Here is a 13,331-nt window from a genome sequence, read left to right on the forward strand (position 1 = left end):
TCAAACACGATTTAGGGCGTCCTCGATCGTGTTTGAGGTCTCGTTATACCAAGCTTTAACGCATATTAGCTCCAATGACCTCAATTGGAGTTAAACCATGAAATGGATACATTTACTGTTCACATCCCTACTTTCTATTTGCACTTCGGCCCTCGCTTCTAGTGTTGGATTCACCCAAATCACCTTACCCAATACCTCTAATAATCTAGAACGCCCACTCAACACCGCAATTTGGTATCCAACTTTAGACGATTCAGACACTGTTCTTATTGGGGACAATCCAGCATTTATCGGTACCAAGGTCATAAAAGGAGCCAAACTCCAACAAGGAAAATTTCCCGTAGTACTGTTGTCGCATGGCTATAGAGGAAACTGGCGCAATCAAAATTGGTTAGCGACAGAGCTTGCCCATCGCGGATACATCGTCGCTGCTGCTAATCATCCGGGAACCACGACTTATAACCAATCGCCTCAGCAGGCGGCCAAATGGTGGGAAAGGCCTCGCGATATCACACGAATCCTTAATCACCTACTAACCGAAGCTCAGTGGAAACACGCCATTAATACTGACCACATTTCGGCAATCGGGCATTCATTGGGAGGTTGGACAGTGATGCAATTAGCGGGGGCGAAAATCGATAGAGCAGCTTTAGAGGTTGAGTGCCTAAAATACCCTAACCCGCGTACCTGTGGGCTTTCTGCGGAGTTAGGGCTGTCAAAAAGTCAAGCTACAGAGCCAAACAATAAAGACCTTTCAGATCCTAGAATACAGCGCGTTGTAAGTCTTGATTTAGGGCTTGCGCGGAGTTTTTCAGTACGCAGCCTAAATGACATCAATGTACCAACCCTAATATTGGCCGCTGGTATTGATATTGGGGACTTACCTCAAGCCTTGGAGTCTGGCTACATTGCAGAGCACATGCCTCTGAATTCAAGACGATACAAGGTCTACGAAAACGCCACTCACTTCAGTTTCATTCAACAATGCAAACCGGGAGCAGAAGCGATGCTTGAAGAGGAAGTTCCGGGCGATGGCATCATCTGTAAAAATGGCGTAGAGACCACACGCAACAAACTTCATCAACAGGTGTTATCTGACATCGTTAGCTTTCTAGAACAGTAAACACGCGCTCAAACTGTCTCAAGCTGATGTTTTTGGCAAGCTCCGATACTCACTCGGAGTTTGCCCCGTTATTCTCGAAAACTCTCGATTGAAATTAGATTTAGTTTGAAAGCCAGAACTGAGAAAGATGTCTGTGATCGTTTTATCGCTGTGCTTCAATAGAGTCTTGGCATGTTCTATTCGATAGGTGTTGATCACCTTCGAAAGGTTCTCGTGGTGGATTTGATTAACCGAAGACGATACTTTCCGTGCTGGGATACCTAGCTTTTTCGCCAATCGATTGAGGGATAAATCCGGATCTTTGAACACCTGATGATCCTTCATTAACGCATCAAACTTAGCGACGATCTGCGTGACTTCTTCATCTACTTCTAAGCTTGTCGACGATACATCAATTGCTTCAGGTAAATGGTTTGCCGTTATCAATTCACTCTGCTGTTGGTTTTGTTCCTGAATTGGTGCCGTGCTAGTACTCACAACGACTACAGCCCCAACAATTGCGGGAATAAGAACTAGGTAACCAATAGACAGAATTAAGTCGGTGTGTTGTGCGTTAAGCAGCAAAATATCATACGAGATAATGCTATCCACTAGAGCCGAAAACAGTAAGGCTATACCTGCTGTACGCTCAGCATACAAAACATTCGATACATCACTCAGCCTGACGTGCTCTGGGAAGTTAAACGATGATTTCAACAACAAGCAGCCATAGCTGAGATATAGCGAGATCAACAATAGATCAATCGTTCCATCCCAAATATACGAATAAGAAAAGGAGCCAACCAGAACAACGACTGGGCCTAAGCAATGCAAAAGAGACATAGGTTTACTTCGATGAGCTCCCGCAAAGCAGAGCCATGCAGCCACCGGTACACTTGCCCCTAGAACCGGTTGTAAGAAACGGAACAGTGCAATATCAAACGTCCAACGTAGCCCAACGACAGTAATCATCAACGCACACAACATAATAAACCAAAACGGTTTTTGGCTTGTCTGTGGGTAACGATATCTAAGTAAAACAGCCGTGACGCATAACAGCAGAGCTGCAATAAATGGTAGGGGAATGGCGAGCATCAAAATTCCATTTAAATAACTGAGTACATAGCCTCGATAATTCAATAGATATCGATGACAACTTGAATTCATGGTAATCCATTCATCAGATGTAATAAAGGCTCCTATTAAGGAGCCTTCTTATCAAAGCCAGTTACGACTGAGTTTGGTCAATTACTACTCAGCGTTAGCCACTTGACGCGCTGGGTGTTTGATAAACACAGCTACCACAGCAACGACTGCAAGCGCGAAACAGTAGTAAGAATTAGCCACTATATCCAAAGGCGATAAGTTAAATACCGAACCTAATAGCAATACCTGTGCACCGTAAGGCAATACGCCTTGAATCACACAAGAGAAGATATCCAATAAGCTGGCAGAGCGACGTGGAGAAACGTTATTTTCTTCAGCTAATTGGCGAGCCACACTACCAGACACAATAATCGCTACCGTGTTGTTTGCAGTACATAGGTTCACCATAGATACCAAGCCCGCAATACCCAACTCACTCGCACGGCCATTCGCTTGCTTAGAGTGTGAAGAGCCAAACGCACGAATCACACCACTTACTAAGCTAGTCAGGAACGCCAATCCACCTTGACGACGCATGAGCTCACTCAAACCGCCAATCAGCATCGACAATAAGAAAATCTCCTGCATGTTGCCGAAGCCTGCGTAGATGTCTTGAGCGTAATCCGTCATACCGTAGTTCTCAACAGAACCTAGGCTTACGCCACCCGCCAGCAAGATACCAATCGTCAGCACAACGAATACATTCATACCCGATACAGCAAGAATCAAAATAGTGATGTACGGAAGGACTTTCAGCCACTCGATTGGGCCCGTTTCAGGCACTTGAGTTGCCGTGCTGTTGAAAGCAAAGATAACAATCGCGATAAGAGCAGCAGGCAGTGCAATGCGGATGTTCTCTTTAAACTTGTCTCTCATCTCACAGCCTTGCGAGCGTGTCGCGGCAATCGTGGTATCAGAGATGATAGAAAGGTTGTCACCAAACATCGCGCCACTTAAAACAACACCAGCCGTCAGTGGAATGCTCATGCCTGCTGAATCTGCAATGCCTAGTGCCACAGGGGCAACCGCAGCGATAGTACCCATTGAGGTGCCCATTGCTGTCGCGATGAAAGCTGAAATTAGGAAGATACCCGGTAGGATCATGCTTGTTGGAATCGCCGATAACCCTAGGTTTACGGTCGCGTCAACGCCACCAGACGCTTTAGCCACAGCCGCAAAAGCACCCGCCAATAAGTAGATCATACACATTGCGACAATGTCTTTGTGACCGACTCCACCTAAGAACTGTTCGATAGCACGGTTCAATTTATCTTTGCTTAGCAACAACGCTAGCATCACCGCAGGTAAAGCTGCAATCGGAGCTGGAAGCTGATAGAAAGCAAAATCGACGCCTTGCAGTGACAAGTACGTACCTACGCCAATAAACAGCGCTAGGAACACGATCAGAGGGATAAGCGCAACTGCCGAAGGGGCAATTACCGCATTAGAATTTTTTGAATTGGACATGGAACGACAACACAATAGAACAGGAAGATGAGCAGACTAATGTCACACTTAAGGCTTGTCAACGTCTAGACGTCTAAACACCCAAATTAATGCAAAGTAATAAGCACGCCATTGAACATAAAAAAAGCCGCGCTAAATTAGCGCGGCACCTTGGGCTCGGTTCAAATAGGGGTATTTCTTTTTTTATTATTTATTGTGCAGTTCCTTTCAGCTTCAGACGCATAGCATGCAGCACTGGCTCGGTGTAACCACTAGGTTGAGCGCAGCCTTCGAATACCAACTGACACGCTGCTGAAAATGCGATGCTGTTTTCAAAGTCAGGTGCCATATTGCGGTAGCTCGGGTCGCTAGCATTTTGCTCATCAACCACTGCGGCCATGCGCTTCATGGTTTTCATTACTTGGGCTTCATTACAAATTCCATGACGTAACCAGTTCGCAATGTGTTGGCTCGAAATACGCAGCGTAGCGCGGTCTTCCATCAAACCTACATCGTTAATATCTGGCACCTTAGAACACCCGACGCCTTGGTCAATCCAACGCACTACATAACCAAGAATACCTTGCGTATTGTTGTCCAATTCGTTTTGGATATCTTGAGCGGTCAGCTTTTGATTACCTAGCAATGGGATAGTAAGAATATCGTCAACATTTGCTCTCACACGCTCACGAAGCTCTTTCTGGCGGCTTGGTACACTCACCTTGTGATAGTGCAAGGCATGCAGAGTCGCGGCAGTTGGAGAAGGAACCCAAGCAGTATTTGCGCCCGCTTGTGGATGTCCGATTTTCGCGTCCATCATCTTCGCCATATTGTCTGGCTCTGGCCACATACCTTTACCAATCTGGGCTTTACCTTGCAGGCCACAAGCTAAGCCAAGATCAACGTTCTGATCTTCGTATGCACCAATCCAAGTCATGGTTTTCAGCTGTGTTTTAGGCGCAAACGGGCCAGCTTCCATACTGGTATGAATTTCATCACCGGTTCGGTCTAAGAAACCGGTATTGATAAATACAACACGGTCTTTGGCGGCGCGAATACATTCTTTGAGGTTAACTGAAGTACGACGCTCTTCGTCCATGATACCGACTTTAATCGTGAATCGGTCTAGCCCTAATGCATCTTCAATACGGCCAAACAGCTCATTGGTGAACGCGACTTCTTCTGGTCCATGCATCTTAGGTTTCACGATGTTGATGCTGTTCGCGGTCGAGTTTTGGTAAGCACTGTTGCCTTTTAAATCGTGCATTGCGATTAGAGAGGTGACCATGCCATCCATAATGCCTTCAGGGACTTCGTTACCGTCAGCATCAATAATGGCAGGGTTGGTCATCAAATGACCCACATTGCGTATGAACAACATGCTGCGACCTTTAAGCGAGATCTCGCCCCCCGTCACACTGGTGTATTGACGATCTGGGTTGAGGTTACGAACAATGGTTTTGCCATTTTTCTCTAGCGACTCTTGTAAGTCACCTTTCATTAAGCCTAACCAGTTACGGTAAGCCAATGCTTTGTCTTCACCATCAACGGCAGCTACCGAGTCTTCGCAATCCATAATGGTGGTGAGAGCCGATTCCACCAGCACATCTTTAATACCAGCTACATCAACGCTGCCAATTGGCGCGCTCGGGTCAATTTGAATTTCAATATGTAGGTTGTTGTGCTTAAGCAGAATACTTGAAGGTGCACTTGCATCACCTTGGTAACCAATGAACTGGTTGCGATCAATTAGAGTGACTTCTTCGCCGTTATCTAAGGTCGCTGTCAATGTATTGCCAATGCTGACGTTACTGATGCTGTATTTGGTTACGTCTTTATGGGAGACACCGTTGAGAGGCGCTGCGTCATCAAGGAAACCTCGAGCGTAGCTCACTACTTTAGCGCCACGTACAGGGTTAAAGCTGCCCCCTTTTTCTGCACCATCATTTTCGCTGATCACATCGGTGCCGTAGAGCGCATCATATAAACTGCCCCAACGCGCATTAGCCGCGTTAAGTGCAAAACGTGCATTCATAATAGGCACAACGAGTTGCGGGCCCGCTTGTGTTGCAATTTCAGGTTCAACGCTTGCGGTGGTTACTTGAAAGTCTTCGCCCTCAGGGACTAAGTAGCCAATCTGCTGTAAGAATTGTTTGTACTCTGCCGCATCTAGCGTTTGTCCCGCACGCTCTTGGTGCCAAACGTCAATTTGATGTTGAAGATCTTCACGCTTGATAAGCAGTGCGCGATTCTTGGGAGCCAAGTCTTCAAGGATTGTTGCAAATGATTGCCAAAAGTCTTCAGCAACAATGCCTGTTCCAGGAATGACCTGCTCATTAATTAATTGGTAGAGGGTGCTATCAATGTTCAAGCTTCCCTGTTGAATACGACTGCTCATAAAATCTCTCTCAAACTAACTGATGACTACTCATTAAATCTACGTAACTGGCTTAAATTCACGTTACTAGCTCAAATTTACGTTACTAGATTAAACTTACGCAACGGACATAAATTTAGCTAATTTATGCCAGTTATACTGGATATTCACAAAAAAAATACCCTACAAACTGTGTTATTCCGTCACGCCACTCTCGATTTCATTAGCGACACTTTTAATCAAGCGACGCATCCACTGGTGGTCTGGATTGGTTTGCAACAATGGACTCCATGCCATCTTCACCTCAAAAGGTTCAATCGCAAATGGCGCAGGTTTGATCAACAACCTAGGATTATTACGCTGCAATTGTGCAGCTTTGGTTGGAATGGTAAGAATCAAATTTTTCTGTTGAGCGAACAAAATCGCCGACAAGTAGTGTCGAGTAAACACCGTAATATTGCGTGTTTTACCAATACGCATTAGTGCTTCATCTATCCAACCCAGCTTTTGTGCTTCGCTTGGGTTGATCCCAACTCCGGTTCCCATACCTGTCTTGCTTACCCAGATATGTTGCGCCTTTAGATAAGACAAAATATCGAAGTTGTCGGCTATTGGGTTGTCACAACTAAATAGACAAGAAAACCCGTCGTGCCAAAGGCTCATCTGGTGGAACGACTGTGGAATATCGTCAAAACGGTTGATGATAATATCAACAGTGCCTTGCTCTACATCCTGATAACTCACGTCACTTGGCGTCATGATATCCAGTCGTATTTTCGGCGCGATCTCGCTTAACCTTTTCAGAAGAGGTTGAATAATGGTCGACTCAGCATAATCACTCGCCATGATACGAAACACCCGTTCACTGTCTTCTGCATTAAATTCCGTGGTCGGCTGCAGTGTCTTCTCTACATTAACCAAGATGTTTCGAATCAGTGGCTGCAACTTATGTGCTCGTTCGGTCGGTATCATCCCTTCACTTGTTCTCACCAGTAGCGGATCTTCAAACAGATCACGCAATCGGCGTAGGCCATTACTCATGGCTGGCTGAGTAATACCCAGTTGATTTGCTGCACGCGTTACGTTTCTTTCACGGAGCAACATGTCTAAATACACAAGTAAATTAAGGTCAACACGAGCAATATTCATAAGAAAAATACCGAATATAATAACTATAAATTAACAAAATTATCACATACATGGTTATTCTTTGTCCATGGTTAGATTTAATCCAAATCAAATGACCTCGCCAAATTGGCCAACATGTCCACGTGAAACTAAGGAATAGTTATGTCGCAAATTACACAAGATATCGAAAAGATTGAAGTTGCAAAAAGCGCTGCTGGTGCTCCATGGGATGCAATTAACCCTGAATCTGCAGCCCGTATGCGAGCTCAAAACAAATTCAAAACAGGTCTGGATATTGCGCAATACACGGCAGATATTATGCGTGCAGACATGGCGGCTTACGACGAAGACAGCTCTCAATACACTCAGTCTCTGGGTTGCTGGCATGGTTTCATCGGCCAACAAAAGCTGATTTCGATTAAAAAGCACTTTGATGGCAAGACAGACCGTCGTTACCTATACCTTTCAGGTTGGATGGTCGCGGCACTTCGCTCTGACTTCGGTCCACTTCCAGACCAATCTATGCATGAGAAAACGTCAGTTGCTGGCCTAGTAGAAGAGCTATACACCTTCCTACGCCAAGCAGATGCTCGTGAACTAGGTGGCTTATTCCGTCAACTAGATGCGGCACGTGAAGCTGGCGATGTGAATCTACAAGACCAAATCCAAGACAAAATCGACAACCACGTAACACACGTAGTGCCAATCATTGCCGATATCGATGCAGGTTTCGGTAACGCAGAAGCGACTTACCTAATGGCTAAGCAGATGATTGAAGCGGGTGCATGTTGTCTACAAATCGAAAACCAAGTAGCCGATGAGAAGCAATGTGGTCACCAAGACGGCAAAGTAACGGTTCCGCATGCTGACTTCCACGCAAAACTTCGCGCACTTCGTTACGCTTTCCTTGAACTAGGCATCGACAACGGCGTTATTGTTGCTCGTACCGATTCACAAGGTGCTGGTCTAACAAAAGAAATCGCAGTAGTGAAAGAACCTGGCGACCAAGGTGACATCTACAACTCATACCTAGATGTTGAAGAGATCGATGTTGCAGATATGGCTGAAGGTGATGTTTGCTTCAACCGCGACGGCAAGCTAGTTCGTCCTAAGCGTCTGCCTTCAGGCTTATACCAATTCCGCGAAGGTACAGGTGAAGACCGCTGCGTATTCGACTGTATTGAAGCAATCAACGCGGGTGCTGACCTTCTTTGGATTGAGACTGAGAAACCACACATCGGTCAAATCAAAGAGATGATGGACGGCGTACGTGAAGTTCACCCTAACGCTAAGCTGGTATACAACAACTCTCCATCATTCAACTGGACGCTAAACTTCCGTCAGCAAGCATACGATGCACTGGCAGCAGCAGGTAAAGATGTATCAGCTTACGACCGTGCAAGCCTAATGAGTGCGGAATACGATGAAACGGAACTGTCTGCAAGCGCTGACGAGAAGATTCGTACATTCCAAGCCGATGCATCACGTGAAGCGGGTATTTTCCACCACTTGATTACACTACCTACATACCACACTGCAGCGCTGTCTACTGACAACCTTGCGAAAGAGTACTTCGGTGACCAAGGCATGTTGGGTTACGTGGCGAATGTTCAACGTAAAGAAATCCGCCAAGGCATTGCATGTGTTAAACACCAAAACATGTCTGGTTCAGACATGGGTGATGACCACAAAGAGTACTTTGCTGGTGAGAATGCACTAAAAGCAGCAGGTGAAGCGAATACATCGAATCAATTTGATTAATCGCTAGCACTTTTGATTAGTCGCTAACACTTTTGATTAATCGCTAAGACTAAAGCCTCCCCCGCCCTTCTCTCTTACTTAGGTAAGATCCGGGGGAAGGCTTTGAGATAAAGCTACTACTGCCAGCTTTATCTCAAAGCCTCAGATTTGTGTTCCACACCACGGTTAACCGAACAACTTCTGTTTAAGCTAACTGTGTACATATTTGCTCAGATTCCTATTCGTTGATATTCCTTTTGATTGAGAGTGCCTATGACTTCAATACCGACACACTTACAAGATGCAAAAACACTGTTATCAGAAAATGGTTTCGCAACGGGTGATACTTGGTATCACGGCACATCTTCAGCTTTACTTGCGTCTATTCAAGGTCAAGGGCTAAAGCGCTCTGGAGACAAAGCGCTCAACGAAGCGGCTTCAAAAACCATGGCGACCATTGGCAACAACTACACAGAATCCGTTGAACCCGTCTTTTTAACTCAGAGTAAAGAACTGGCGTATTACTGGGCTCAGCAAACCATTCGCGAGCGCAGCACTCGTTTTGAGGGTGAAGAGCAACCTATCGTGTTAGCCGTCAATCTATCTGACAAACAACAAGCAAAAGTCAGACCGGATGTAGGCGCAATGAGCCTGTTGATGATGAGTGTTGGCGAGCAATTCATGTCTCACCTCACCGAGATCTATCAAGAGAACAACATTGCAGGCCCCGACATCGAGCTTCGCACTGCCGATCGCATGGACTATCTGAATAAACTTGGGATGGCCTACATTGATGAAAACATCAGCCGAGCTTGTGTTCAAGAGTTATTGGAACCTGAACTGACCAGCTAATACCGTTCAATCAACCGACCTTAATTAGAATTAAAAATGGCTCCCAATACGGAGCCATTTCTACTTTCTGTATACAAACATAAGTTACCTAAAAATATAGGTATTGAAAATATCTATACTATAGACACAGACGGCCTTGCTGCGCAGCTTGCATCATTTCGATATCACCTTGTAGCGAACGATAAACGACGGTATTCCACACCTCACCATTATCCATTTCAAACTCGATAGCATAGTTCAAACCGGCGACGACCTGAGTTCGAACACTCAAGATCTGTTTGAGCTTAGCAGAGGTGTCCATTTGGCCAAGAACGACGTCTAACGCTTGCTTAGCTTGTGGTGTGATATCACTTTGCGACCAACCACCCGTCAGATTTTTAGTGCTACAAATCGGATTCGCATTCTCTTGTGATCGAGCTGGAACCTCAGATTGCTGACTGCATCCTGCTAACACAGCGACACTAAACAAGGTTGCTACTCCAAGTAATGATGTTAATCGTACTTTCTTCATAAATTCTCTCTACCTCTGTCATTCACGAGGCGTTACCCACAATGATGTTTCATATGCAGACAAGCTTAAACCTCGAATGTCATCACTTCATCAGAAATTATGCTGTAACGATCCCCTAAACACAGAACACTGTCAGAAAAACAAAGCCGAGCACTCATGCTCAGCTTTTTATCTCAATGGCTTAAATATCATTGATGATAAAAAGCCATTGAGGTTAGTGTCTTAATGAAAGTACACCAACATTTCGACATCATCCCCTTGCTGTTCTGCACTGAGTAAGAAGTGCACATAGCCTTCTTCTGTTACAGGGATTTGTAGGTACTCATTGCTACCACGGTAATCAGACGCATAGTCATGTTGTCCTGCCGTTGGCCAATATGAGTGACTGGCGAACAGATCGACGTTGCCTCGATTTGGTTGCTCTGTATTCTTATCGTTCAACCACACTCGAACCTCATGTACGCCCTGTGGTACATAGACTGCTGCATAACGTCGTTGGTGCACAGTCAATACTTGGGCCTGACCGGATTCCAATACTACAGGCGTTAAATCATCTTGTTCTTGTGTTGGTTGTGTTGGCGTTTCTGTTTCTAACGAAGCCAACAGTGTCACATCATTGAAATCGGTACGCCCCGCAATACTCATGTAGTAGCGTCCCGGTTTGATATAACCTGATGCCTCTGGTTCAAACGTCACATGCTCATTGCTGCCGTTGCCGTATTGGCTAAACTCGAAGTCGTAATAATGCGCCTCTTTGCTGTAACTCATATAGAGGTCAGCATCACCTTGGCTTTGGCCCAGAGCATTACCTTCAATCGAAACCTCAAAATGCGTGGTGTTCTCTGGTACATCAATGTAGAAAAGCTGTTCGCTATAAGCCGTGCCGGTTAACAGCACATCTTGGTTTGAGACAAGTACAGTGACTTGATCAGTTGGCTCTCCTGGGTTCGGATCCGGGTTTGGTATCTCAGGCTCGGTTGAGACAGATTCTAACCAACGCTCAAACTCACCATTGTATTGTTGCCCAAGGACTTTCACTTGCTGCGCCCATTCGGCAAACTGACCAGTACGAGACAGTGTCAATAAGCTCTGCACCTCTTGAGGATGTTCTTCCATCATAAAGCGCACCGCCAAGTAGCCCCAGCGATAGATACGGTTGGAATCATGAGAGTAGGTGGTCGCAAGCACATCCGATAGGCTCATCTTCCCGCTGTTAATCAAGCTTACCGCAGCATCGTAGCCTTGCTTGTAATGCATGAATTCGGCAAAACCTTCTAACCACCACACCACATAACCGTGTGCCAAGTTGTCGCTAAAGGAGCCGTATTGGTTAAAGCGCGCATCGAGGTAATGAGTGTATTCATGTTCAAGATTAAGAATAGAGAGGTCATCGCCATTGGCGTAACGGTAAGCAACGAAACGCGCCACGTTCCTCACCTCTGCAGGGTTACCCTCTAAGTACTGACCGCCGTTGTCTGTGGTATTACCAAACAGGAACGACGAGTAATCGATATAACTGCCTTTGCTGCCAAACACCGCCACTTCAACTCGGTTGTTGTTATCGTCGGCGACAGGTTGTTGACCCGTATTCGCGACCTGGTGGAAATCGGCCTCTTTAACGGCCAACACATTACAAGCTTCCATCGCTTGTGCTTGCGTTAAATCTTGTGAGCGGATAATGGCAGGCCCTTGGCATTCATGACGATTAGGAAGAACACGCATGGCTAGATCACGTTTGGCTTGCTCAAGATCCAATCCGTTTAAACCTTCAGGAGCGTAATACCCCATCATCTCAACCGCTGCTAACCAAAGTTTGTCGTGCTCACTGCCAAGCGGGTTTTGTGCCATCACTTGCTGCATAACTCGCAACGCTTTGTCTTTAGTTTCTTTGTTTGGGCTTGCAAGTAAGCGACCTGTTTCACGGACTGCGTTATAAACAAGAAAGCCGGCATCAGTATCCAGTGCCCATGAGTTATCACGAGCGAACGCTGCAAGTGTATCGATATGCTGAGTATGACTCGCCATATAATCGTAAAAATCATCTCTAGCCGCGTGACCAGCCATTGCTCGAAACAGATTGTTTAGCCCGTCGACCCATTGTGAGTCTTGCGCGGTCTCTCGGTTAAAGTGGCGAAGTGCCGCAAGTTGCGCATCCATAGTCAGTGGCAATTGTTTAACGTTATCGACCATTAGCGTCAGGCTTTTCAATGCACCCACCTGCTCACGACCTTGATCTAAAGCATTAGGGTTAGCGAGGAACAAGTTGGTCGACTGTGCAAAACGTTGGCTCAGCACATCAGAAAAATCTTCCGCTTGCGCGTTATAGCGAACGTAATAAGCGGCGCGAACAAACTCGCCAAGGTTTTCGAGTTTACGAGCTTGTTCTTCTTCACCTCGATAACCCGCAATTTCTAGGTTCAGCGTGGCTTGAATGCGGCTTAAGCTCGCTTCACTGTAAATATTGTTTAATGCATTTTCAGATGCAGAGAACCAAGAACCATAGCAACTGTAGTCCGCCGTAGAGACAGAAAGAGCGAGATCAGAGGCTAACTGAAGATCAGAAACATCACATTGATTTTCGGCAAAAGAGAAACTGGAAACACTGGCAAGCACACAAGCGATCGCCAAACGATGACGTGGGAATAAACGGGGATGAGACATACAACACTCATTAGTTAATTATATATTTTGGGTCGCCGTTATATTCCTTACGATTAACAAGGTGAATTCAGTTGCTTATGATTTATGAGGTTGGTTCAAAAAATAGATATTTTGCGTTATTTTATAAATTCAAAGGTTTATGCTCGACAAGAACTCATAAGCTCAAAACACTATCGAATAATACAAACTACTGATAATAAGGTAGTTTATTTGATCACTAATTGATTTAGATATGGCAAGGCTATGTTGTTAAGGATGACCGCAAGTAGTAAACTTGCGACCGATTATGCAACTTATCCCTCAAGTCATAGGCTCAAGTAACGTTACGGCAGACTCGCTCCAAGTAACATGACTCAAAAAATACTAAA

9 protein-coding genes are annotated in these 13,331 nt (G+C 45.5%); 3 read left to right on the forward strand and 6 right to left on the reverse strand.

Annotated elements, in window-relative coordinates; genetic code table 11:
* Positions 1 to 97: 97 nt before the first annotated feature.
* On the forward strand, positions 98 to 1,123 hold the full coding sequence (locus tag L3V33_RS04525; RefSeq protein WP_237289348.1) for a dienelactone hydrolase family protein: 1,026 nt from the start codon (positions 98 to 100) through the stop codon (positions 1,121 to 1,123).
* Between the two features lie 18 nt (positions 1,124 to 1,141).
* On the opposite strand, the gene L3V33_RS04530 is transcribed toward L3V33_RS04525, so the two are convergent.
* From L3V33_RS04530 to L3V33_RS04545, 4 genes are all read right to left on the reverse strand, one after another.
* Positions 1,142 to 2,200 carry a helix-turn-helix domain-containing protein gene (locus L3V33_RS04530; protein WP_237290169.1) on the reverse strand — a complete coding sequence of 353 codons (1,059 nt, stop codon included), beginning with the start codon at positions 2,198 to 2,200 and terminating at the stop codon, positions 1,142 to 1,144.
* Between the two features lie 153 nt (positions 2,201 to 2,353).
* On the reverse strand, positions 2,354 to 3,715 hold the full coding sequence (locus L3V33_RS04535) for a Na+/H+ antiporter NhaC family protein (protein WP_237289350.1): 1,362 nt from the start codon (positions 3,713 to 3,715) through the stop codon (positions 2,354 to 2,356).
* A 190-nt stretch (positions 3,716 to 3,905) separates the two neighbouring features.
* On the reverse strand, positions 3,906 to 6,092 hold the full coding sequence (locus L3V33_RS04540) for a malate synthase G (RefSeq protein ID WP_237289351.1): 2,187 nt from the start codon (positions 6,090 to 6,092) through the stop codon (positions 3,906 to 3,908).
* Between the two features lie 174 nt (positions 6,093 to 6,266).
* A complete protein-coding gene (locus L3V33_RS04545) occupies positions 6,267 to 7,220 on the reverse strand; it encodes a LysR family transcriptional regulator (protein WP_017077357.1) in 954 nt (317 codons plus the stop codon).
* 141 nt (positions 7,221 to 7,361) lie between these two features.
* On the opposite strand from L3V33_RS04545, the gene L3V33_RS04550 reads away from it, so the two are divergent.
* Together L3V33_RS04550 and L3V33_RS04555 are read left to right on the forward strand one after the other, a co-directional pair.
* Positions 7,362 to 8,960 carry an isocitrate lyase gene (locus L3V33_RS04550; RefSeq protein ID WP_237289360.1) on the forward strand — a complete coding sequence of 533 codons (1,599 nt, stop codon included), beginning with the start codon at positions 7,362 to 7,364 and terminating at the stop codon, positions 8,958 to 8,960.
* A 252-nt stretch (positions 8,961 to 9,212) separates the two neighbouring features.
* Complete coding sequence (locus L3V33_RS04555) at positions 9,213 to 9,791, forward strand: hypothetical protein (RefSeq protein WP_237289362.1); 579 nt, start codon at positions 9,213 to 9,215, stop codon at positions 9,789 to 9,791.
* A gap of 118 nt (positions 9,792 to 9,909) precedes the next feature.
* Here L3V33_RS04555 and L3V33_RS04560 read toward each other — a convergent pair whose 3' ends face one another.
* Both L3V33_RS04560 and L3V33_RS04565 read right to left on the reverse strand, forming a co-directional pair.
* Positions 9,910 to 10,302, reverse strand: coding sequence for a cystatin domain-containing protein (locus tag L3V33_RS04560; protein ID WP_065206969.1), 393 nt, complete (start codon positions 10,300 to 10,302; stop codon positions 9,910 to 9,912).
* A 222-nt stretch (positions 10,303 to 10,524) separates the two neighbouring features.
* Complete coding sequence (locus tag L3V33_RS04565; protein WP_237289363.1) at positions 10,525 to 12,963, reverse strand: M9 family metallopeptidase; 2,439 nt, start codon at positions 12,961 to 12,963, stop codon at positions 10,525 to 10,527.
* Positions 12,964 to 13,331 lie beyond the last annotated feature (368 nt).

Origin of the sequence: Vibrio sp. A2-1 (assembly GCF_021728355.1) — a bacterium.
Classification (GTDB): Bacteria; Pseudomonadota; Gammaproteobacteria; order Enterobacterales; family Vibrionaceae; genus Vibrio; species Vibrio splendidus_K.